This is a genomic window from Bradyrhizobium sp. dw_411 (assembly GCF_018449695.1).
Lineage (GTDB): Bacteria > Pseudomonadota > Alphaproteobacteria > Rhizobiales > Xanthobacteraceae > Bradyrhizobium.
Genome location: NZ_JAAVUY010000015.1, coordinates 141,994 through 164,854 on the forward strand (window position 1 = coordinate 141,994; position 22,861 = coordinate 164,854).

23 protein-coding genes are annotated in these 22,861 nt (G+C 61.6%); 11 read left to right on the forward strand and 12 right to left on the reverse strand.

The features are described 5' to 3' along the window. The first annotated feature begins 114 nt into the window (after window positions 1-114). Window positions 115-1,263, forward strand: coding sequence for an AI-2E family transporter (locus tag HB676_RS24455; protein WP_213741018.1), 1,149 nt, complete (start codon window positions 115-117; stop codon window positions 1,261-1,263). Between the two features lie 30 nt (window positions 1,264-1,293). On the opposite strand, the gene HB676_RS24460 is transcribed toward HB676_RS24455, so the two are convergent. The 6 genes from HB676_RS24460 to HB676_RS24485 form a co-directional block, all read right to left on the reverse strand. Next, window positions 1,294-1,587, reverse strand: coding sequence for an antibiotic biosynthesis monooxygenase family protein (locus tag HB676_RS24460; RefSeq protein ID WP_213741019.1), 294 nt, complete (start codon window positions 1,585-1,587; stop codon window positions 1,294-1,296). 161 nt (window positions 1,588-1,748) lie between these two features. Next, window positions 1,749-1,985, reverse strand: a complete 237-nt coding sequence (locus HB676_RS24465; protein ID WP_213741020.1) for a hypothetical protein — start codon at window positions 1,983-1,985, stop codon at window positions 1,749-1,751. A gap of 59 nt (window positions 1,986-2,044) precedes the next feature. Beyond that, entirely contained in the window at window positions 2,045-3,271 is a 1,227-nt protein-coding gene (locus tag HB676_RS24470; RefSeq protein WP_213741021.1) for a GGDEF domain-containing protein, read from the reverse strand. A gap of 224 nt (window positions 3,272-3,495) precedes the next feature. After that, window positions 3,496-3,972: a 30S ribosomal protein S9 gene (gene rpsI / locus HB676_RS24475; RefSeq protein ID WP_213741022.1), complete on the reverse strand. Its 477-nt coding sequence runs from the start codon at window positions 3,970-3,972 to the stop codon at window positions 3,496-3,498. 1 nt (window position 3,973) lies between these two features. Next, complete coding sequence (gene rplM, locus HB676_RS24480; protein ID WP_213741023.1) at window positions 3,974-4,438, reverse strand: 50S ribosomal protein L13; 465 nt, start codon at window positions 4,436-4,438, stop codon at window positions 3,974-3,976. 154 nt (window positions 4,439-4,592) lie between these two features. After that, complete coding sequence (locus HB676_RS24485) at window positions 4,593-5,021, reverse strand: PaaI family thioesterase (protein ID WP_213741024.1); 429 nt, start codon at window positions 5,019-5,021, stop codon at window positions 4,593-4,595. Between the two features lie 107 nt (window positions 5,022-5,128). Between HB676_RS24485 and HB676_RS24490 the strand changes: the two genes are divergently transcribed. The 4 genes from HB676_RS24490 to HB676_RS24505 all read left to right on the forward strand — a co-directional run bounded on the left by HB676_RS24490 (window position 5,129) and on the right by HB676_RS24505 (window position 8,766). After that, window positions 5,129-5,953, forward strand: a complete 825-nt coding sequence (locus tag HB676_RS24490) for an enoyl-CoA hydratase (protein WP_213741025.1) — start codon at window positions 5,129-5,131, stop codon at window positions 5,951-5,953. Between the two features lie 197 nt (window positions 5,954-6,150). Further along, window positions 6,151-6,735, forward strand: a complete 585-nt coding sequence (locus HB676_RS24495) for a CoA-binding protein (protein ID WP_213741026.1) — start codon at window positions 6,151-6,153, stop codon at window positions 6,733-6,735. Window positions 6,736-6,978: 243 nt separating this feature from the next. Next, the gene (locus tag HB676_RS24500) at window positions 6,979-8,259 is read left to right on the forward strand and encodes an O-acetylhomoserine aminocarboxypropyltransferase (RefSeq protein WP_213741027.1); all 1,281 of its coding nucleotides are present in this window, start codon (window positions 6,979-6,981) and stop codon (window positions 8,257-8,259) included. A 183-nt stretch (window positions 8,260-8,442) separates the two neighbouring features. Then, window positions 8,443-8,766 (forward strand): hypothetical protein, encoded by a 324-nt coding sequence (locus tag HB676_RS24505; RefSeq protein ID WP_213741089.1) that lies wholly within the window; start codon window positions 8,443-8,445, stop codon window positions 8,764-8,766. 18 nt (window positions 8,767-8,784) lie between these two features. Here HB676_RS24505 and HB676_RS24510 read toward each other — a convergent pair whose 3' ends face one another. Beyond that, window positions 8,785-9,876 (reverse strand): COX15/CtaA family protein, encoded by a 1,092-nt coding sequence (locus tag HB676_RS24510; protein ID WP_213741028.1) that lies wholly within the window; start codon window positions 9,874-9,876, stop codon window positions 8,785-8,787. 92 nt (window positions 9,877-9,968) lie between these two features. On the opposite strand from HB676_RS24510, the gene HB676_RS24515 reads away from it, so the two are divergent. Then, window positions 9,969-10,175 (forward strand): DUF2842 domain-containing protein, encoded by a 207-nt coding sequence (locus HB676_RS24515; RefSeq protein ID WP_213741029.1) that lies wholly within the window; start codon window positions 9,969-9,971, stop codon window positions 10,173-10,175. Between the two features lie 25 nt (window positions 10,176-10,200). Here the strand turns inward: HB676_RS24515 and HB676_RS24520 are convergent, their stop codons facing one another. After that, window positions 10,201-11,253 carry a polysaccharide deacetylase family protein gene (locus tag HB676_RS24520; RefSeq protein ID WP_213741090.1) on the reverse strand — a complete coding sequence of 351 codons (1,053 nt, stop codon included), beginning with the start codon at window positions 11,251-11,253 and terminating at the stop codon, window positions 10,201-10,203. A gap of 129 nt (window positions 11,254-11,382) precedes the next feature. Here HB676_RS24520 and HB676_RS24525 point away from each other — a divergent pair, with 129 nt between their 5' ends. Continuing rightward, window positions 11,383-12,573 (forward strand): GNAT family N-acetyltransferase, encoded by a 1,191-nt coding sequence (locus HB676_RS24525; protein WP_213741030.1) that lies wholly within the window; start codon window positions 11,383-11,385, stop codon window positions 12,571-12,573. Between the two features lie 67 nt (window positions 12,574-12,640). Here HB676_RS24525 and HB676_RS24530 read toward each other — a convergent pair whose 3' ends face one another. Then, a complete protein-coding gene (locus HB676_RS24530) occupies window positions 12,641-14,794 on the reverse strand; it encodes an exopolysaccharide transport family protein (RefSeq protein ID WP_213741031.1) in 2,154 nt (717 codons plus the stop codon). Between the two features lie 223 nt (window positions 14,795-15,017). Here HB676_RS24530 and HB676_RS24535 point away from each other — a divergent pair, with 223 nt between their 5' ends. From HB676_RS24535 to HB676_RS24550, 4 genes are all read left to right on the forward strand, one after another. Further along, window positions 15,018-15,755: a polysaccharide biosynthesis/export family protein gene (locus HB676_RS24535; RefSeq protein WP_249780443.1), complete on the forward strand. Its 738-nt coding sequence runs from the start codon at window positions 15,018-15,020 to the stop codon at window positions 15,753-15,755. A gap of 2 nt (window positions 15,756-15,757) precedes the next feature. Then, window positions 15,758-16,894 (forward strand): glycosyltransferase family 4 protein, encoded by a 1,137-nt coding sequence (locus HB676_RS24540; RefSeq protein ID WP_213741032.1) that lies wholly within the window; start codon window positions 15,758-15,760, stop codon window positions 16,892-16,894. 128 nt (window positions 16,895-17,022) lie between these two features. After that, complete coding sequence (locus HB676_RS24545) at window positions 17,023-18,573, forward strand: undecaprenyl-phosphate glucose phosphotransferase (protein ID WP_213741033.1); 1,551 nt, start codon at window positions 17,023-17,025, stop codon at window positions 18,571-18,573. 45 nt (window positions 18,574-18,618) lie between these two features. Further along, complete coding sequence (locus tag HB676_RS24550) at window positions 18,619-19,905, forward strand: O-antigen ligase family protein (protein ID WP_213741034.1); 1,287 nt, start codon at window positions 18,619-18,621, stop codon at window positions 19,903-19,905. A gap of 18 nt (window positions 19,906-19,923) precedes the next feature. Here HB676_RS24550 and HB676_RS24555 read toward each other — a convergent pair whose 3' ends face one another. The 3 genes from HB676_RS24555 to HB676_RS24565 all read right to left on the reverse strand — a co-directional run bounded on the left by HB676_RS24555 (window position 19,924) and on the right by HB676_RS24565 (window position 22,817). After that, a complete protein-coding gene (locus HB676_RS24555) occupies window positions 19,924-21,105 on the reverse strand; it encodes a saccharopine dehydrogenase NADP-binding domain-containing protein (protein ID WP_213741035.1) in 1,182 nt (393 codons plus the stop codon). Between the two features lie 58 nt (window positions 21,106-21,163). Further along, the gene (locus tag HB676_RS24560; protein WP_213741036.1) at window positions 21,164-21,949 is read right to left on the reverse strand and encodes a DUF169 domain-containing protein; all 786 of its coding nucleotides are present in this window, start codon (window positions 21,947-21,949) and stop codon (window positions 21,164-21,166) included. Between the two features lie 61 nt (window positions 21,950-22,010). Beyond that, the gene (locus tag HB676_RS24565; RefSeq protein WP_213741037.1) at window positions 22,011-22,817 is read right to left on the reverse strand and encodes an ElyC/SanA/YdcF family protein; all 807 of its coding nucleotides are present in this window, start codon (window positions 22,815-22,817) and stop codon (window positions 22,011-22,013) included. Window positions 22,818-22,861: the final 44 nt, after the last annotated feature.

The window sequence follows — 22,861 nt, forward strand, 5'->3', positions numbered from 1 at the left end:
CTGCAAGAACCTCAAGTCCGGCGCCTACAGCGGCAAACCGGCGCGCCTTCTGCGCTTGATCCCGGCCCGGTTTGACGAAAGAGTGCGGCTCGAAACAACTTGAAAGGATTCAACGTGGCAGGTTCGGCCGACACCGGTCTCAAAGCCCGCAGCGACCTGGCATGGGCGATATCGGTCGGCGGCATCGGTGTCGTCGTGTTTGCCGCCCTTTTGCTGTTCATCTGGTATTTTGCCGCAACGTTATTTCTGATCTTTGCGGGAATGCTGCTTGGCGTCGCGCTCAACGCCATGACCAATTTGCTCGGCCGGGTTGTCAAGCTATCGCATTCGCTGCGGTTGACGATTGTCTGCCTGGTGCTGGCGGGGCTGTTGTCCGGCGTGATCTTTCTCGGCGGCGCCACCATCGCCCAGCAGGCCACTGCACTGAGCGACACGATCAAATCGCAACTGGTCGGCGTCAAGGCCTTCCTGGAGCGAAACGGAATCGACACCAGCTATTTCGAACTTGGCAATCTCTCCGCGTCACCGGCCGCATCGACGACGCCAGTTACGCCGGGGAGCGTGGCAACGCCGGCGGCAACTGCGACGCATAATCTCCCCAGCGCCGGTGCGCTGGCCTCCAGCGGCGGCGCGATTGTCAGCCAGACACTGAAGCTGCTTCTGGGCACCGTAAGCGCCGTTGGAAATTTCTTCATCGTGCTGTTTCTCGGGCTGACCTTCGCGGCGCAACCCGGTGTCTATCGATCCGGACTGTTGTATATGGCCCCGGCAAAACATCGCGCGCGTGCGACTGTCATTATCGACCGGATCAGTGAAACGCTGGAGCGCTGGCTGATCGCGCAGATCCTCACGATGGCTGCCGTGTTCCTTGTGACCTGGATCGGCCTTGCGCTGATCGGCATCCAGAGTTCGTTTATCCTGGGCATCCAGGCCGGGCTGCTTGCCTTCATCCCGACGGTCGGCGCGTTGATCGCCGGATTGATCGTGGTGCTCGCCAGTCTCGCCTCCGGCTGGGTCGCAGCCGCCAGCGCGTTCGTGCTGTTTCTGGGCGTTCATGCGCTGGAAAGCTATATCCTGACGCCGATCATCCAGCGTCAGGCGCTGGATATCCCGCCGGCCACGCTGTTCGCGATCCAGATTCTGCTGGGTGTCGTGTTTGGTCTGTGGGGAATATCGCTGGCGCTGCCGCTGATGGCGATCGTGAAAGTCCTGATCGATCATTTCAAGGCCGACGAACCCGCGGTCGGCACGGCGGCGGCCTGAGGCCGCGCGCCGCCCGATCGTTGTCATGGCTCAGGACAATACCGTCTCGGTATGTTCGACCTCGGGCGGGGCCGCGAAATACTGCCCGACCAGCGCGCGCCAGGCGGCGAAGTCTTCGGAGCCCCTGAAATCGACGGTGTGGTTTTCCACCGTCGCCCATTTGGCCATCAGCCGATACCGCGACGGCTTCTCGATCGATTTGTGCAGTTCGATTCCGAGACCGCCTTTGGCGCGCAGGAACAGCGGCTTTGCCTTGGCGACGGCGGCTTCAAAGTCTTTCTCGGTACCCGGTTTGACGTCGATTTGTGCGATTTCGGTGATCATTGGGAGGCGGCCTCTGGTTGAGAATGCACGTCTCTAGCCCAATCGGTTCAATAGCAAAAGCTGGGAACCGCTGCTGCCTGCCGGTATCGGCGGGCATAGCCCATGCCCCCCAAGAAAAAGGCGCCTCGCGGCGCCCTCACATCCCCTACCCCCGCAGCCATTCAGTTCAAGAGCAGCACGGTACCGGCAACCATCAGCGCGCAGCCGACGAACATCATAGCGGGCCAGCGGCTTTTCGGCTGATCGTAACGGCCTTGCGTACGGCGCTGCGCGATCAACGCCGTCTCATATTCGTCTGAGGTCGAGAACATGCAGGCAAAGCCCTCGCGCGCCGAGACGGCGGCGGCTTCGAGTGACGCCAAGGCGGCACGAGATCTGGGACTGCGCGGGAGGCTCATAACCCTAGATGATAGATGCCGCATGATAAACGGCAGGTTAATCCCGCCGTCCGGCCATTTTATGCGATGCTCGCACCCGGCTTCAGCGGAGCCGCACGCGCGTTGCCTGCGCTCTTGCGCCGCCAGTTTTCCAGCGACAGCGGCAATTCCTCGGCGGCCTCGACGCGATTACGGCCGCCACGCTTGGCCTGATAGAGCGCGGTATCGGCCGCCGCCAACAGCACTTCAAGTTCGGTACCCGCCGGACCACCGGCGACGCCGATGCTGACGGTGGTGTCGACCGGCCCGGCCACATCATCGACAATGCCCGAGGCCTCGAAAGCCTCGCGGACTCGCTCGGCCGCGAGCACGCCCTCTTCGAGCGAACACGGCAATAACGCCGCGAACTCCTCACCGCCGATACGCCCGGAAAGATCGGTGATCCGCAGCCCGTTGATCACGACAGCCGAGAACAGCTTGAGAATCTCGTCGCCCGCGGGATGGCCGAAACGATCATTGATCGACTTGAAATGATCGATGTCGAAGATCAGCACGGTCACCGGCCGGCCGGCTTTGGCTTCGCGCTCGATCACCCGCGATGTCGCTTCCGCGAAGCCGCGGCGATTGAACATGCCGGTCAGCGGATCCATCGAGGCTGCGTTCTTGTGCGCGGTCACCGTGCGTTCCGACACCAGCATGAAGATGACGAACACGGTACCGACCGCATAGAGCACCAGTTCGACCGCGAACACCGTGACCCAGATGCTGGTGCCGAACGCATGATTCTCGTGATGCAGGAAATCACCCAACAAAATCGGCAGCATCAGCGCAAAACCATGCAGCACCGGAACCACGATCGCGGGCCAGCGCTTTTGCAATGTCCTGCGCCGCTCGGACCACAATTCAGTGGCCGTCAGCGCGGCATAGACCGCGACGATACCGGCGCCGAGCGTCATCCGCAGTTCCGCCGCTTCAGGCGGCAGACTCAAGACGGCGGCGATCCAGGCCAATGCCCCGAGCGGCAGGCCCAGCAGATTGGGCTTGCGGCCATGAAACACCCGCGATGCATTCCAGACCAGGCCGCAGGCGATGAAGCCGACGGCATTCAACGCCAGCGAAAATATTTCGCCAAACCTCGCTCCCTCCAGCGTCCACAACGCAACCGACGCAGCGCCAAGCAGATAGGCCGTTCCCCACCATTTCAACGCCGGGATATTTTCCTGCCGGCCAAACAGCAGCAGCATGCCTCCGAGCATTGCCGCGACCATCGTTGCAACGAGATAAAGCGTGGAAGTATCAAGCGACATGGGCCACCGGGTAATTTGTGATGCAGCATTCCCGGCGCGGATGAAATGCAATACGCGCCGTCACTTCGGCGTGACGTTAAGACCGCCGCGTTGGCAATCCGTTTGCAGCGATGCGCAAGTTTTCAGAAAAAACTGGATCAACTCGTCGGCAAATGCCCAACAAAAAAGGCGCCCGAAACCGGGCGCCTTCTGAATCGTTTTCGCAACAAATTCTAACGAAGCAATTAGCGCTTCGAGAACTGGAACGACTTGCGCGCCTTGGCGCGGCCGTACTTCTTGCGCTCGACCACGCGGGAGTCGCGCGTGAGGAAGCCGCCCTTTTTCAGAACGCTGCGCAGATCAGGCTCGAAATAGGTCAGCGCCTTCGAGATGCCATGACGAACCGCTCCGGCCTGGCCCGACAGACCGCCACCGGTCACGGTGCAGATCACGTCGTACTGGCCCGCACGCGCGGCGGCGATCAGCGGCTGCTGAATCATCATCCGCAACACGGGACGTGCGAAATAGACTTCGACTTCACGGGTGTTGACGGTGACCTTGCCGGCGCCGGGCTTGATCCAGACGCGGGCAACCGCGTCCTTGCGCTTGCCGGTGGCATAGGCGCGACCGTATTTGTCGACCTTCTTGACGTATTGCGGCGATTCCGGCGCGGCCGGCTTCAGCGACGACAATTGATCGAGCGACTGCATGGTATCGGACATCTTATGCGGCCCTCATGTTCTTGCGATTCATCGAAGCAATGTCCACCGTCTCGGGTTGCTGGGCTTCATGCGGATGTTCCGCCCCGGGGTAAACGCGCAGGTTACCGAGTTGCACACGGCCAAGCGGCCCGCGCGGAATCATGCGCTCGATGGCCTTCTCGACCACGCGCTCAGGGAAGCGACCCTCGAGGATCGACTTCGCGGTGCGTTCCTTGATGCCGCCGATGAAGCCGGTGTGGTTGTAATAGACCTTGTTGTCGCGCTTGCGTCCGGTGAGCACGATATGGGCCGCGTTGATGATGATGACATGGTCACCGCAATCGACGTGGGGCGTATAGGTCGGGAGGTGTTTGCCGCGAAGGCGCATCGCGACCAGGGAAGCGAGCCGGCCGACCACCAAACCTTTGGCGTCGATCAGCACCCACTTCTTCGTCACCTCGGCTGGCTTTGCCGAAAACGTTTTCATGTGAGGAAATCCGTAAAAGGGGAATATCGGCGCGCTCGCGCCGAACTGCGCGCTTTCTAGATAGGTCCGGCGTTCGCGTCAATGCCGAACACCAATAAATATATTAGCAAAAACAAACGCTTATAAATAAGGTGTAATAATACCGTATAAAACACTAAGCGTTTGGAATGGAATAGGTGGAGGTTACATGGGCGATCGGATCGGGCGCCGTCCCTGACAGCAGATTGACCTCGCCTACCGCGAGCCGCTTGCCCAGCTTCAAAAGCCTTGCTGCCGCGAGGATATCCTGGCCGGGCTGGCCCTTGCGCAGGAAATTGATGTTGAGATTGGTCGTGACCGCAAGCCCGATCGGGCCGATCGCCGACAGCAGCACCACATACATCGCAAAATCGGCCAGCGCCATCAGCGTCGGGCCGGAGACCGTGCCGCCGGGACGCAGCATCTGATTGCTGTAGCGCTGTCGCAGCAGGCAGGAGGCACCGTCTGCGCTTTCGATCGATATGTCGCCACCGCTGAAGGCCTGGGGGAACTCGACCTGAAGAAACTTCTCCAGCTCGGCCACGCTCATTTTCGCTATTGCCATTCTTGCTCCGTCCACCCTCGCCTCGTCTTGCTTGTTACATTAAGCTGTCACATCTGCCCAAATGGATTATTCGAAGGATATTTCATGGACTATTCGTGGATATGCCGATGACGCTCCAGGCCGCCCGCGCCGCTACACCCCAGACCCCTATCCTGCTGCGCGAAAACGTCGGCAGCATCTGCGTGCTCACGCTCAATCGCCCCTCGGCCCGCAACAGCCTGTCGGAAGGCATGATTGCCGAGCTGCACACGGCGCTGAAGGATGTTCATGATGACGCCAATGTACGCGCGCTGGTGATCGCGGCGAACGGCTCGGCCTTCTCCGCTGGCCACGACATGAAAGAACTGACCGCGCGGCGCATTGATCCCGATCACGGACGCGCTTATTTCGCCGAGATCATGACCGCCTGCAGCGCGATGATGCAGGCCATCGTACAATTGCCAAAGCCTGTCGTCGCGGCCGTCCAGGGTATCGCGACCGCAGCGGGCTGCCAGCTGGTGGCCAGTTGCGATCTTGCGGTCGCCTCGGAGGCCGCCGCCTTCGCCACGCCCGGCGTCGATATCGGACTGTTCTGTTCGACGCCGATGGTGGCGCTGTCGCGCAATGTTCCGCGCAAGCAGGCGATGGAAATGCTGCTCACCGGCGAGCCGGTCCCGGCCACGACAGCGCTGAATATCGGCCTCATCAACCGTGTCGTTCCCGCCGGCACCGAGCGCGAGGCCGCCATTGCGCTGGCGCAAAAGGTCGCGCTCAAATCCGCCTACACGATCAAGCTCGGCAAGGCCGCCTTCTACCGCCAGGCCGAAATGAGCCTTGCGGATGCCTATCGCTATGCGGCAGAGGTGATGACCGAAAACATGATGGCCCGCGACGCCGAGGAAGGCATCGGCGCCTTCATCGAAAAACGCGAGCCGAAGTGGCAGGATAAATAATTGTCGCGATTGCTGGCAAGCGACGGATGGGTCCTCTCCGTCATTCCGGGGCGATGCAACGCATCGAACTACAATGTGCAATTGCACATTGGAGAATCTCGAGATTCCGGGTCTGGTGCTAGCGCACCATCCCGGAATGACGTTGAGAACAATTACGCTCGCGCCATGACGCCATACAAATCGAATGATCATTCAACATGAACCACGACACCTACGCCGATAATTACATCCGCGAAATTCTCAACGGCGTGAAATCAATCGCGATGGTCGGGGCGTCGCCGGTCAATGTGCGGCCGAGTTATTTTGCCTTCAAATATCTCGCACAGCGCGGCTACGACATGATCCCGGTCAATCCCGGCCATGTCGGCAAAAGTCTGCTCGACAAGCCCTTTGTCGGCTCGCTGCGCGAAATCGGCCGTCCCATCGATATGATCGACATCTTCCGCAATTCGAGCCACATCATGCCGGTGGTCGACGAAGCGCTGCAATTGATGCCGCTGCCGAAAGTGATCTGGATGCAACTCGGCGCGCGCGACGATGCCGCCGCCGAAAAAGCCGAGGCCGCCGGCATCAAGGTCGTGATGAACCGCTGCCCGAAAATCGAATATGGGCGGCTGTCGTCGGAAATCTCGTGGATGGGCGTCAATTCGCGAACGCTGAGTTCAAAGCGCGCGCCGATGCCGACCCAGGGCATGCGGCTTTCCCTGAATCGGATGAGCGTCGGCGGCGGCGAAACCACCGCGTCCGATCGTGCCGCGAAAAACAAGAACGACCCCACTTAACGCAATTGCGAAACGTTTTTTTCACAGGCGCGACAAGATAAAGCAGGACTATTGCGAACAATGCATGATGCATTGTGCCGCCTTGACGGCGACCGCCTCTGCCGCGATTGTCCCCCGTTGGGAGGAGGCGGTTGGCACCGTCTCGAAATATAAGCGAAATACTAAGAACGCCGTGCCTCTCATCCTTCCCGCGGCCCAGCGGCTGCCGTTTGGGGCAATGAGGCCGTCACAGAGGAAAATACAATGACCGATCGCCTTCCCGGATTTTCAACGCTTGCGGTGCATGCCGGCGCGCAGCCTGATCCCACCACCGGCGCGCGCGCGACGCCGATCTATCAAACCACCTCATTCGTGTTCAATGACGCCGACCATGCTGCGTCGCTGTTCGGACTGCAGGCATTCGGCAACATTTACACCCGGATCGGGAATCCGACGCAGGCGGTGCTGGAAGAGCGTGTCGCCGCACTCGAGGGCGGCACCGCCGCGCTCGCGGTGGCGTCGGGCCACGCGGCCCAGGTCGTGGTGCTGCAGCAACTGCTGAAGCCGGGCGACGAGTTCATCGCCGCGCGAAAACTCTATGGCGGCTCGATCAACCAGTTCACCCATGCCTTCAAGAGCTTCGGCTGGAACGTGGTGTGGGCCGATCCCGATGAAATCAGTAGCTTCGAGCGCGCGGTGACCCCGCATACCAAGGCGATCTTCATCGAATCGATCGCCAATCCCTCCGGCTCCATTACCGACATCGAGGCGATCGCCGCCGTCGCGCGCAAGGCCGGCGTGCCCCTGATCGTCGATAATACGCTGGCCAGTCCTTACCTGATCCGCCCGATCGATCACGGCGCCGATATCGTGGTGCATTCGCTGACCAAGTTTCTCGGCGGTCATGGCAACTCGCTCGGCGGCATCATCGTCGATGCCGGCACCTTCGACTGGTCGAAGGACAACAAATATCCGATGCTGAGCGAACCGCGGCCGGAATATCACGGCATCAAGATCCAGGAGACGTTCGGCAATTTCGCGTTTGCGATCGCCTGCCGCGTGCTCGGCCTGCGTGACCTCGGCCCGGCGATCTCTCCGTTCAACGCCTTCATGATCCTCACCGGCATCGAAACGTTGCCGCTGCGCATGCAGAAGCATTGCGAAAACGCCAAGGCGGTCGCGGAATTCCTCTCCGGCCATCGCGCGGTTGCAGCGGTGAATTATGCGGGCCTCGCCGGCGACAAGTACAACAACCTCGCCCGCAAATATGCGCCCAAGGGGGCCGGCGCGGTGTTCACCTTCAGCCTCAAGGGCGGTTACGACGCCGGCGTCAACCTGGTGTCCAACCTGAAACTGTTCTCGCATCTGGCCAATGTCGGCGACACCCGCTCGCTGGTGATCCATCCGGCATCGACCACGCACAGCCAGCTCGACGATGCCGCGAAGGTCAAGTCGGGCGCAGCGCCCGACGTGGTGCGGCTGTCGATCGGCATCGAAGACAAGGAAGACCTGATCGCGGATCTCGATCAGGCGCTGAGCGCTTAAGTCGCGCGAAGCACAACGCTGCACCGCGGCCACGCGGTTCGATCTCCAGCGCTCCGGCATACTGTTCCTCATGCCGGAGCCTGTCACCGGGGCGGCGTGGTCGCGCCGCCCCGGTGGCGGGGGTGACGACATCAGCCCAGTAGAATCAGTTATGCTCCCCGGGAAACCCGGGAACCTGCGATGCTGCGCGCCATAACGCTATTGTTGTTGACGGCGGCGACATCAGGCGCGGTGCTGGCTGCGGATATGCCGCCACGGCATTCCAGATCGGGTCCGGTCTATAAAGCCGCGCCGGAGCCCGAACGCGATTCCGATGTGCTGTTTACGCCGGCGCTGCCGACCATCCCGCCGCTGGTCCGCACGCCGATATTGCAGGGTTCAGCGGCGCTGCCGGGTTACTATGGGACGACCCATTCCTATGATTATAGGGGCCCCTATTACGGCGGCCCCTATGTCGATTATCGGGATCGCCTGCCCTACGCCTGCGGCGTTTACGGCTATTGCTGAAATCTGAACGTTCGCGTGTCAGGCCGCCGTGCGTTGGCCCACCGGATAATTTTGCGGCGCCTGCGCCGGCTGCCGCGCGGCCAGCCGTTCGGCCTGCATGACCGCCATCGTCAGCACCACAATCGCAAAGGCCTGATGCGCCAGACCAAGATCCATCGGAACCTGATTGAGCAGCGTGAAAATACCCAGCGTCGCCTGCAGCGTTACGGCAACCGCCAACCGCACCGCGCCGCCAATCGCCTCTGTCCCGGCCCGCGAACGAACCGCGTCGAGCACATGCAGGATCGCCAGCACAAACAGCGTGTAGGCGACCATGCGATGTTCGAACTGAACCGTCAGCGCATTGTCGAACAGATTGCGCCACCACGGCGTCTCGAAGAAAAGCCGTGCCGCGGAAGGTATCAAGCCGCCATCGATATCCGGCCAGGTGTTGTAGATCTTGCCCGCGCGCAGGCCCGCGACCAGCGCACCGAGATAAAGCTGCACGAAGGTCAGCACCAGCAGAACCACACTCGTGATTTTCAGCCGCGCTGAAACTGCTGGAGACGGCCGCTCCACCAGCCGCCTTAATGTCCAGACGATGCCTGCAAAAATCAGCAGCGCCAGCACCAGATGGGTGGCAAGGCGATAATGCGAAACCTCAACCCGCTGCGAAAGCCCCGATGCCACCATCCACCAGCCGACCACGCCCTGTAGTCCGCCGAGACCGAAGATCAGCCACAGCCGCCGCTTGAGATCGGCGCTGAAAACACCGCGCCACAGGAACCAAAGAAAGGGCAGCAGATAGGCCACACCGATCACGCGTCCGAGCAGCCGATGGCTCCATTCCCACCAGAAGATCGTCTTGAACTCGGCCAGAGTCATGCCGGCATTCATGGCCTGATATTGCGGAATGGTCTTGTAGGCGTCGAATGCCCTTGTCCATTGCTCCTGATTGAGCGGCGGCAGCGCGCCGGTGACCGGCTTCCATTCAACGATCGAAAGCCCTGACTCGGTCAGGCGCGTGGCGCCGCCGACCAGCACCATGATCGCGATCAGCACGGCGATCGAGATCAACCACCAGCGGACGGCGCGGTTTGGCTGGGCTTGAGAGGCGGAAATACCGGTCATCACGCTGCGCTTGAATGAATTGGCGCGCCCCTTATAGTCCGCCCCTTCCGGCGCGCAAGGCGCGCCCTGACCGCGAGCCGCACATTTCCGTCATGACCATACGCACCCGCAAGTTCTTTGGAACCATCGCCCTTTTGGTCCTGGTCGTATTCTGGTCGCTGATGGGAATGACGGTGGCGCAGACGCCGTGGCTGGCCAATTCCGGATGGCTGCAGGCCATTTTCTATGTCGTGGCCGGGATCGGATGGGTGCTGCCTGCAATGCCGATCATCAGTTGGATGTCCAAGCCCGACATCTAAATGCCCGACGTCTGAAATCCGGCTCCTAAAATTCCTGGCTACGCGCGGGCCTCGCCTGAGGAAATGTAATCCCCGAGAGGATCACGCGCATCGCGCGTAGCGAATGCCGCCGCCCATCCCAACTGATGCGTGGCAGCGCGTGCAAATCGGTGCGTCCCTCGGTCTCGACGACGCCTGATATCGCCGAGGCTGCACTGGTGAATCCGGCCTCTTCGGCCATCGCCATATGTTGCCGCCGCCACGATGCACGGTCGCCGAACGGATAGGCGAAATGCCTGATGTCGCGGTGAAACGCAGTATGCGCGACCGCCTTCCCCATCATCATCTCGCGCAGCGCCGCGGCGTCTTTCAGATTCGACAAAACCGGATAGTTCACCGTGCCGCTTCCGATCGTGACCAGGGGATCGGCCGCCAGCCTGGCCAGATCGTCCCAGTCCAGCGACGCCTCGCGCGACAATGCCGCGATGTCGACGGAATATCGCGAGCAGAGATCCTTGATGGCCGCAGAAAGATCTGTGGGAGCCAGCGTGCGCAGCCATCCCGACAGGAAATCATAGAGCTGATATTTCTCAGATGTGCTCGCGATATCGAAATGCCGCTCCTTGCGATCCATCATCAGGCTGACGCGGCTCTCGCTCGCAATCACCGCCTCCAGTGCCAGCCACCAGGTCTCGCCGAGACCGTCCGGGAATGCGGTAGGGACATAGACGGTGAAGGGAACGCCGTGCTGCGACAGCACCGGATAGGCCGACGCGATCAGATCCTTGTAGCCGCCGTCGAATGTCAGGCTCACAAACCGTCTTGGCGCGGCCAGCCTGACCGAGCGTTGACAAACCTCGTCCAGCGAGACGATGTCGAACTTCCAGCGCTTCAACGCCTTGATGGTTCGATCGAGGAATTTGGGCGAAATTTCCCGGGATTTAAGCGGTTGAAAGCGCGCGCTGCGCGGCGGACGCACCCGCTCAAAACGCATGATGACGCCGGCGCCGCCGGTGCGCCTTCCCCTGAGCAACGGCAGGCCGCTGAAATAGGCGAGTTCCAGCTTCAGACTGGTCAGTAATCGGTTGTCCGATGGCAACGTCCAGCCCTCAATCCGGCGGCTTTCGCCCCGCCGCGGCCGCATTGTCATTACTCTTTGTTGACATTTCTTTGCAAAGGTCGGCCAACGCTGAAAAGTGTAAATAATTCCTTGTAGACAGGTTTCGCGATGACCATGGCTGCCGCGATCGAAAGCCGGACAGCGGAAGCGCCCGCGTGGTCGAAGGCAAGCCGTATTGCCAGCGTCGATATTCTCGGCGATCTTGGACAGGCCGAGACGATCTGGCGCCGCCTCGAAGATCAGCAGCACATCTCCACGCCCTATCAACGGTTCGATTTTCTCAGCCCCTGGCAAAGACTGGTCGGCGAGCGTGAGAACTTGCGGCCCTTCATCGTCATTGCCTATGACGTCGAACGCCGGCCGCTGCTGCTGCTGCCGCTGGCGCTTCGGCAGGAACATGGCGTTCGCGTCGCAAGCTTCATGGGCGGCAAGCACGCCACCTTCAACATGGCGCTGTGGGACCGCGATTTTGCGGCGGCTGCAAACCGCGCCGATCTCGATACGCTGATCTCGGCGATATCAGCGCAATCCGAAGCCGATGTGCTGGCTTTCAACCAGCAACCGCAGAGCTGGCGGGATTTGCGAAATCCGATGGCGATGCTGCCGCACCAGGTTTCCGCCAATGATTGTCCGCTGCTGACGGTGGTGCCGGACACCCCGCCCACCGAGCGGATCAGCAACTCGTTTCGCCGCCGGCTCAAGGGCAAGGAACGCAAATTGAGTGCCCTGCCCGGCTATCGTTATCGCGTCGCCACGACCGACGCCGAGATCGGGCGCCTGCTCGAAGCATTCTTCCGCATCAAGCCGCTGCGAATGGCGGAGCAGAAACTGCCCGACGTGTTCGCCGACCCCGGCGTCGAGGATTTTATCCGTGATGTCTGCCTGACGCCGCTCGCGGGCGGCGGCCACGTCATCGATATTCACGCCCTTGAATGCGACGACGAGGTCATCGCGATCTTTGCCGGTGTCGCCGACGGCCATCGTTTTTCGATGATGTTCAATACCTACACGATGTCCGGCAATTCGCGCTACAGCCCCGGATTGATCCTGGTGCGCAACATCGTCGACCATTACGCCGAACGCGGATATCACGCACTCGATCTCGGAATCGGATCGGACAGCTACAAAAGGCTGTTTTGCAAGAGCGATGAGCCGATCTTTGACAGCTTCATCCCGCTCAGCCTGCGCGGCACCCTCGCCGCGGCGGCGATGTCAGGCGTCAACCGCGCCAAGCATTTGGTGAAGCACACGCCAGCGCTGTTTCATGTGGCGCAAAAGCTGCGAAGCGCGCTTCGCTGATCTGATCCGGAAATTATATTATTCAACGCATGCCCTTGAACCGGGGCCGCGTTGACGGCCGCCGCGTTCAAGCCGCCACGACCCGCGGCGCTTGATCCGCAGCCTCGGAAGGCAATGAAGCCTTGTTCAACATCGTGACGTTGCTAAAACCCGCCGCCTTGAGCTGATCGCTCATCAGGGCACGCGCGTCCGCGGCCATCGAAGCATCCGGCACCACCACGGCGCGGGCCTGCGCCGTCAATAATTCTGCCGGCAGATCGGAAGCACTGCCCGCATCCAGCACGACGTGATCGTAGACCCGCAACAAGGCATCGATCGCCAGCGTCAGCCGTGGCGATTGCAACAATCCACGGTCCGAGCCCGCACGGCCCGCGCTCACAAGGTGAACCCGCGACAGCCGGTCCTTGGTGATGATCTGCGCAAAAGAAGCCTCGCCCAGCATCAATTCGGCAAGCCCGGGCGCGTTCGGATCGGCCGATACCGCCGCGATCGTCGGCGACGACGCAGCCAGATCGACCACGACGACCTTTGCATGGCGCACCATCAGCCGCGCAAGGGTCAGTGCAGTCACTGTGATGCTTTCGCTCGAGGCGGTGCCGAGGACGGTGATCTTGCGGGCGGCCGCACCGGCGCCGCGCAAACCGTCGGCGAGGCGTTCGATCTCGGTTACCCCGCTCACGACGTCCGGACGCGGCGCGCTGTAGCCTGCCGCCGGGAACGGCAGACGTGCCGTTGCGGGCGAAGACGTTGCCGCTCCGCGGGGCGCCGTCATGCGCAACAACTCGCCGGTGACGATCGCGCCCGCGCTGAGCATCAGGGTGGCCAGCGTTGCGATCAGCACGATCGGGAGTTTCTTCGGATAGGCCGCGGTATTGGAAACGCTGGCGCGGGAAATGATCCGGCCGTCCGCCGGCGCCGCCTCGATGTTCTCGCGGGTATTGGCTTCGCGATATTTCGCCAGATAGGATTCCAGGAGATCGCGCTGCGCCTTGGCTTCGCGCTCGAGCGCTCGAAGCTGCACGTCCTGACCGTTGGTCGATGTCGCCTGCTTCTTCAACTGCTCAAGACTGGCGCTCAGCCCCTCAACCCGGCCGCCGGCGATGCGTGCATCGCTATCCAGAGACCGCGAGATCTTGCCGGCTTCTTCCCGAAGCTGCCGGTCGAGGTCGCCGAGTTGCGCCTTCAGTTCTTTGATACGCGGATGACCGTCAAGCAGCGTCGAGGATTGCTCGGCCAATTGCCCGCGCAATGTGACGCGCTGCTCGGACAGTCGGCGGATCAATTCGGAATTGAGCACTTCCGAGACTTCAATCGGCTTGCCGCTCTGGAGCATTTCGCGGATCAGCCGCGCTTTCGATTCGGCGTCGGACTTCAGCGCCCGCGCGTTGTTCAATTGCGTGTTCAGCTCGCCCATCTGCTGATTGGAGAGCGTGGTGTTGTTGGTGCCGACGAAAAGGCTCGACTTCGAACGAAAATCCTCGACGCGGGATTCCGCATCCGCAACCTTCTTGCGCAGATTTTCGATTTCGCCCGACAACCATTGACCGGCGGATTTGGCCTGATCCTGCCGCGCGCCCTGCTGCAGCACCAGATAGCCATCGGCGATCGAATTGGCGACGCGTGCCGCGAGTTCAGGATCGCGCGACTGGAATTCGATCACGATGACCCGCGATTTATCGACCGCATAGGCCGTGAAGCGGTCATAATAGGCATCGAGCACTCGCTCTTCCGGCGTCAGCGAAAACGGATCGCGACCGATCCCGAACAGCGCCAGCAGCGATTTCAAGGGCGAAAAGCCCTGCAGCACCGGATCGAATTCGGGCAGTTCGGCGAGCTTGTTCTTCTTGATGATTTCGCGCGCCAGATCGCGCGACAGCAAGAGCTGGACCTGACTGGTCACAGCCTCGGGATCGAGCGCAGTGCGCTCCTCGTTGCGTTCGCCATTCGGCCGCAAGAAAACGTTTTCGCGCCCGTCGATCAGGATACGCGCTTCGGATTTGTAACGCGGAGTCACCAGATTGACCGCGGCGATCGAGAGCACCGCGGCGATCAGCGTCGGAATGATGATCCAGCGCCGCTTATTGACCAGCGCCAGACCCAGCGCATGCAAATCCAGATCGCCAGATCCGGACACCGCCACCGGCTTCTGGACAACAGATGCAGGCTTCGCGAGAGCCCTCTGGACCAACGCCTTGCCCGATCGCCAGAACGCTAAACGCATCGCACCACTCCCGCGGACGCCACGACTCTACTCAGTTCCTGCGATTACACTCCATTAAGGTTGCCGCTGGGTTAATTCAGCCGATTTGATGGCGCGGGCAACGGACCCGGCCGGACGCCGTCATGCTTTGTTAACCATGAAAGCCCTTAATCGGAATCAACAATTGGCTCAGTAATTTTACCTGGATTGTCCGATGCGAGGCGCGCGCGCCGCAATAGTCTGTATGTTTACCGCGCTCGCTTTGTCGGGCTGCATGCACACGACCTCGCCGGTCGCAACCGCGCAGCCGCGAAGCGATCTCGATGCGATGGCTTACGGTCAGCCGGCTTATTATCCGGCTCCCGTTGCCAGCGCTGCGCCTCCAGCCAATTCCGGCGGCGCCATCGCAGCGCTGAACGCCAGTTTGTCCGCGCGCCGGCGCGCTTACGCGCAGCCTCAGCCTGTGCAATATGCTCCGCCTCAGGCGGCCTATGCCGCAGCCCCGATGCCGGTAGCTTATGATTCCGCCTACCGGCTCGATGCCGGCGATAGATTGCGGGTCGTGGTCTATGGCCAGGAAGGCCTCACCAACACCTATGCGATCGATGCCGGCGGCTCCATCACGATGCCATTGATCGGCTCGGTGCCGGCACGCGGACGAACGCCGGCAGGATTGGCCGCTGAAATCACCGGCCGGCTGCGCAACGGTTACATCCGCGAACCATCCGTGGCGGTCGAGATCGAATCCTATCGGCCGTTCTTCATCCTCGGTGAAGTCGCAGCACCCGGCCAATATCCCTACGTCCCGAATATGAGCGTCGAAAGTGCAGTGGCGATTGCCGGCGGCTTCTCGCCCCGCGCCAAGCGAGACCAGGTGACGCTGACCCACACGGACAGTTCCGGCTCGACGCGCTATGTGGTGCCGCTCGGCACGGCGATCAGCCCCGGCGATACCGTGCTGGTTGGCGAACGCTGGTTCTGAGCATGTCCGAAACGCCAGATCAGCCGCTTCGTATCCTGCACGCGGTGCGTGCGCCGGTCGGTGGAATCTTCCGTCACATCCTGGATGTCGCCAATGGCCAGGCCGACCGCGGCCACCATGTCGGCATTATCGCCGACAGCCTGACCGGCGGTGAACGCGCCGCAGCAGCGCTGGCGGAGATCGCGCCGCGTCTGAAATTGGGCGTCCGGCGTATCGCCATTCACCGCGAGCCCCATCCTGCGGATGTTCTGGTATGGGCACATTTCAGATATCTGGTCTGGCGGCTGAAGCCGGACGTCCTGCACGGACATGGCGCCAAGGCCGGCACTTTCGTGCGCCTGCGGGCCCGTTCAAAACACTCTATCCGCATCTACACGCCGCACGGCGGCTCGCTGCATTATCCGAGCGAGACGTGGAAGGGCTCGGTTTACGGCCGCATCGAGCGGACGCTGATGAACAACACCGATCTATTCCTGTTTGAAAGTGCGTTCGCACGCGACACCTATCAGCGCACCGTCGGCACGCCGACCGCAGGTCTGGTGCGTTGCGTGTTCAATGGCGTGACCGCGGACGAATTCGATCCGGTCGTGACATCGGATGACGCCACCGATATCGTCTATGTCGGTGAATTCAGGCACATCAAGGGAGCCGATATCCTGATCGATGCCGTTGCGCGGCTGCGCGCCGACGGCAAGCCGGTCACGCTGACGCTGGGAGGCGACGGCGAGGAAATCGAGGCTCTCAAGGCTCAGATCCAGCGACTTGGTCTTGCCGGGGCGGTGCGCTTCATCGGTCACGTCAAGGCGCGGTATGGTTTCTCCAAGGGGAACCTGCTGGTGGTTCCCTCGCGCGGCGATTCGATGCCCTATGTCGTAATCGAGGCCGCCGCAGCAGGCATTCCCATGATCGCCGCCAATGTCGGCGGCATTCCCGAGATTTTCGGACCGCATACCGACGCGCTGTTTACCCCCAGCAGCGTCGACGCGATGGCGGACGCCATCAAGATTGCACTCGATGACCCCGCGGCCGCACTGGAGCGCGCCAAAGCGCTGCGCGAAAGAATCTTCATGCATTTTTCGCAGAAAGCGATGGTCGAAGGCGTGCTGGCGGGCTACCGCGACGCATTCGCGGATCGTTAACCTTTCTTTACCAGCGATAACTGTTTCTTCCGATTTGTCCCTTATTCCGTGCGGTGGGGAATTCCGCCTCGGCGCGCGCGTGCCTAGATGCCTGTGCAAGAACGCGTGCAAGAACGGATGTGGATAAAGTGGAACCGATCAACGCTCGCTCTATGCTAGATGCCGCCGCAACGGCCGCGGCAGCCTCCCCGGAGGGCGCTCCTCCGATCGAACGCCGCCGCCGGTTGTCGCAGGCCGCCCTCGCCGTCACCAACCAGAAAGTTCGCCGGGCCTATTCGCCGGTCGTGATCGCGGGCGTGGTTCGCCTCGCCGATTTCATGCTGTTGAGTTTCGTCGGCATCGCGCTCTATATCGGCTACATGGTCCCGCTCACCGGCTTCCACTGGGAATACGTCGCGGCGATCTGCGGAATGACCGTCGCCGCGGTGGTCTGCTTCCAGGCCGCCGACATCTATCAGGTGCAGGTGTTTCGCGGTCAGTTGCGGCAGATGACCCGGATGATTTCGTCCTGGGCGTTCGTGTTCCTGCTGTTCATCGGCGCGTCGTTCTTCGCCAAGCTCGGCAGTGAGATCTCGCGGCTCTGGCTTTCGGCATTCTTCTTTATCGGCCTGGGCGTGCTTGTCGCCGAACGGCTGTTCCTGCGCGCGATGGTGCGTAGCTGGGCCCGGCAGGGCCGGCTTGACCGCCGCACCATCGTGGTCGGCTCGGACAAGAACGGCGAACAATTGATCGAGGCGCTCAACGCCCAGGATGATTCCGATCTCGATATCCTTGGCGTGTTCGATGACCGCAATGACAGTCGCGCGCTCGATACCTGCGCGGGCAGCGCGAAACTCGGCAAGGTCGACGACATCGTCGAATTTGCCCGGCGCACCCGGATCGATCTCGTGCTGTTTGCGCTACCGATTTCGGCCGAAACTCGCATTCTCGAAATGCTGAAGAAATTATGGGTGTTGCCGGTCGACATCCGGTTGTCTGCCCACACCAACAAGCTGCGCTTCCGTCCCCGCTCCTATTCCTATCTGGGCAAGGTGCCGACGCTCGATGTGTTCGAAGCACCGATCACTGATTGGGATCTGGTGATGAAGTGGCTGTTCGACCATGTCGTCGGCGCCGTCATCCTGTTGCTGGCGCTACCGGTGATGGCGCTGGTCGCGCTTGCGATCAAGCTCGACAGTCCGGGCCCGGTGCTGTTCCGCCAGAAGCGGTTCGGGTTCAACAACGAACGCATCGACGTCTTCAAGTTTCGCTCGCTGTACCACCATCACGCCGATCCGACTGCCTCCAAGGTCGTGACCAAGAATGACAGCCGGGTCACCCGCGTCGGGCGCTTCATCCGCAAGAGCAGCCTTGATGAGCTGCCGCAGCTCTTCAATGTCGTGTTCAAGAGCAACCTTTCGCTGGTCGGCCCTCGCCCGCACGCGGTGCAGGGCAAATTGCAGAGCCAGTTGTTCGACGAAGCGGTCGACGGATATTTCGCGCGCCACCGCGTCAAGCCGGGCATTACCGGCTGGGCGCAGATCAATGGCTGGCGCGGCGAAGTCGACAGCGAAGAGAAGATCCAGAAGCGCGTCGAGTTCGACCTTTATTACATCGAGAACTGGTCGGTGCTGTTCGATCTCTACATCCTTCTCAAGACCCCGCTGGCGCTGATTTCGAAGAACGAGAACGCCTATTAAGCGCCGGGGCCCAATCCCCGGTTTGTGCAAATCTGCGAGCGCCTGATGTCGTATACGGCGACAGCCGAGGGATTTCCTCCATCCATGACGTCAGCGCCGCGCGTGATCGCGCTGCAGCGGGCGCTGGTGTGGCTGGTCGGCGCATCCGGCGCGATCGTCTTCATCGAACCCAGCCCTTACGAGCTGACGACGCTCACGGCCACCGTACTTTTCTTCGCGACGGGATTGCGGATGCGGCTGGTCTTCATCCCGCTGCTGCTGCTGCTTGTCTCGCTCAACATCGGCTACAGCATCGGCGCCATCCCGTTTCTGGACAAATCCGACGTCAGCAACTGGATCGCAACATCATGGTATATGGCTTTTACCGTGATGTTCTTTGCGATGGTGCTGTCCGAAGACACGACGGCCCGGCTCGACATGCTGCGCCGCGGCCTGATCGTAGGCGGCGTGATCGCTTCAGTAGCGGGCATTGCCGGTTATCTCAATCTCGTCCCCGGTGGCTACGACCTGCTGACGCTGTATGGACGCGCGCGCGGCACCTTCAAGGACCCTAACGTGCTCGGCGCGTTCCTGATATTGCCCGCGCTGTTCGCACTACAAAGCGTCGTGACTGATAAATTACGGAAATCGTTCCGCAGCACCATCGCGCTGGCGATCATGGCGCTGGCGATCCTGCTGGCGTTCTCGCGCGCGGCCTGGGGCGGACTCGCGATCACCTCGGCCTTCATGCTGGCGTTGATGGTGCTGACCAGCCAGTCCCGCGCGCAACGCTCCCGCATCATCGTGATGTCGGTCGTCGCGGTCATTCTCGTGATGCTGCTGATCGCGGTGCTGCTGTCGTTCGATTCGATCCGGGACATGTTCCAGCAGCGCGCCAGCTTCGATCAAAGCTATGACGAAGGCCGCTTCGGGCGGTTCGGACGGCACATCCTCGGCGCGGACATGGCGCTCGATTTGCCTTTCGGCATCGGTCCGCTGCAGTTCCACAACTACTTCCCCGAAGACACCCACAATTCCTATTTGAACGCCTTTATGTCCGGCGGCTGGATATCAGGTCTCTGCTATCCGACGCTGGTGTTCATCACGGTGATCTTCGGATTCCGGCACGTGTTCACGCCGGTGCCGTGGCAACGCGCCTATCTCGCGATCTTCGCGGCCTTTCTGGGGACCGTCGGCGAGAGCTTCATCATCGATACCGACCATTGGCGGCACTTCTGGATGATGTTGGGCGCGATGTGGGGCATGTTTGCCGCCGCACAGCCCTACAAGCAGTCCTACAGAACAAGCGCCGAACCGGCGATGATGGCGGAAGGCGACCCACGCGCCGCGTGAGCCGCCGTGATTACGTCGCTACGTTTCCACCTCGAAGGTCAGCCCGGCATGATCGACCAGCCGCTTGATCAGGGCGTTGCCCATCGCCGCGCCGGGAGTCCAGAAGCCGCCCGAGACTTCCGGCGTGTCGCGCAGCAGGCAGATCGCGCATTCCGAGATCATTTTCGACGTCGATCCGTAGCCGGGATCTCGATCGCCCTTCACGGAGGCGCGGACCTGCCGGCCATCGGGCGCGATCGCCACATACAGCAGATCGAAGCCGCCGTTCTCGCGTTCTTCCTTCGATGGTCCCTCACCCGGCTTTGGCGCGTTCGGGCCTGTCTTCTCGGAATTTGCAGCCATCACCTTCTTGGCGTTGGCCTCCCCCTTCTCGCCGGGACCGGTCAACACCATCTCGTCGTAAATGAACTCGCGCCCATAGGGGAAGCCCATCAGCATATTGGCGCGATGGACGTTGCGGGTATTGATCAACGCCATCATGAAGGGCGCCGCCCAGGATTGCATGTCTTCCTCATAGACCGCCCGGTTGCCTTTCGGCTGCTTCGGGCCAGTAAAGCCCGGCGTCAGCGCGAATGGATCGTTCAGGATGGTCACAAGACTCAGGTCTTTGGCGACGGCCTCGAACGTCGCGCGCCCGCTTGCCGCCGTGCCGCCGGACAGCGTGCCGCGCATGTCGCGCACACGGCCCTTGACGCGCAACGCAGGTCCGCCGAGCACGCGCTTGGCTTCTTCCTGGACGAAGAAGGTACCGAGTTCGAACGGCACCGAGTCGAAGCCGCAGGAAAATACGATGCGCGCCCCGCTCGATTGCGCCGCAGCCTGATGCGCGTCGATCATCTGGCGCATCCATACCGGTTCGCCGCAGAGATCGAGATAATCCGTGCCCGAGGCAGCGCAGGCCGCGACCAGTTCCGAACCATAGAGCTGATACGGGCCGACCGTCGTCAGCACGGAGCGGGTCTGCTCGATCATGGCTTTCAGCGACTCTGGCTTACTGGCATCGGCGATGATCAAGGGCGTATCGGCTGGCGCGCCGATTGCGTCGCGCACCGAGGCCAGTTTGTCCAGGCTGCGTCCAGCCATCGCCCATTTCGGCGCGCCCTCGCCCGAATAATGCGCCGCGAGATATTCGGCGACGAGCTGGCCGGTGAAACCGGTGGCGCCATAAACAACGATGTCGAATTTCGACGAAGGCTTCATCTTCAATTCCTGCAGGTTTTACGAGTAGGTTGGAAAGCGCGGCGGGCTTCTTATCGGCTTATTTTTGGGCGTAGGAAACACCCATGCCGGCGCGGACATCGCTCTGGATTCCATAAGGCGCGATCGGATAACGCAGGCCGTTCCTGGCCAGCGCCTTCATCCCCGTGATCGCCTTGGCGAGATGCGCCGGCGACAGCGCCATCAGCATCTCCTCATCCGGCACGCCGCCATAACGCCGCTCCGCATAGCACGGCAGCGACAGACTTGGTTCTCCGGTTTTCAGCGCCCGCCCCCATGAATCGGCGCAGGCGGTCTCGCCGACCACGCCCCATTCGAATTTCTTGTAGCCGGTATATTGAAGCCCGTTGATCAAAATGATCATCTGGCCCGGCGTCGCGTAGACCAGACAAATATCCGGTGGGTTGAGCCGGCCGGAGGCCAGCGGACTAACTACCAACGCCTGGTATTGGCCGTGCGGCACCACATCCAGCGCTTCCTGCCGCTTGCGCGCATCCTCGGCGTTCTCATGCCAGACGCCGACATAGGCTTGGCCGGCGAGCCACTTCTCATCCTGCGGCGCAAGCCCGATCACGGCGCGGCACTGCGCGCCGACGAGATCGTCCGCCGTGATGCCGACCGTCCATCCCAGCCGCGAGGCCATGCTGACGATCTGGTCGGTGGTGTGAACCGCGCTCGGCCGCCTGATTTTCGGTATCGCCGCCATCTCGTCGACGCTTGCGAACATCTTCATGCCGATCACGGTGGTTTTCAGCCGCAGCAGGCTATTCAGATCGGCCACCAGAGCGGGCAGATCGAACGGTTCCGGCGGTGTTTGCTGCTGCATGGCGTGGACTCCCTCTGGCGCCAATCCTAGCCCGATTGCGCCGATGTTGCGACCCGCGCCGCTAACCTCGCGCCGGCCCCGGAAACCACTGATCGATCCTGCCGGTGGCCCAATAGACGGTAAGGCCGATCCATTCGCGCATCGCAATGTCGGTGCGTTTCAGCCCTTCCAGACTGACCGGCGCCCACTTCAGGATATCCGCGGGCTTGCCCACCCGCCAGTCCACCGGATAGGGCTCCACGGCAAATCCCGCCTTGCGGAACAAACCCACAGAGCGCGGCATGTGAAAGGCCGAAGTCACCAGCAGCCAGCGCTCGCCATCTTTCGGATTGATCTGCGCTTTCGAAAATTCGGCATTTTCACGGGTATTGCGCGAAAGCCGCTCGATCGTCAGTCGCTCTCTGGCGATGCCAAGACTTTCCAGCAGCGGCAACGCATAATCGGCTTCCTTCGCCGTATCGTCCGCGATCAGATTGGCGTTTCCGCCGGAAAACACGACGCGTGCGTTCGGATAGCGACGAGCCAAAGCCACTGCAGCGATCAAGCGATCGGCCGCATACATCACGGCTGCTCGGCCGTGCGCGGCGGAAAGCTCAGGCTCGATCGATCCCCCTAAGATGATGATGCCGTCCGGCGCGCCGCGCGTCTCGTCCCATGGCGGAAAGCGGTGCTCCAGCGGATAGAGCAGTAAATTCCCCAGTGGCGAAAAACCGCATATCGCCAGCAGTACGACCGAAGCGACCAGGAGCCGGCGGCCAAGACGCGCCCGTCGCGTGGCCAGCAGGATCGCGCCGAGAACCCCAATGCCGATCAGGAAATTGGCCGGCAACGACATGATGCCGAGCGTTTTGGAGAAGAAAAAAAACACAAGAGGCCTCTGGGAATGTCTGGTACAGCGTCATACGCGACCCC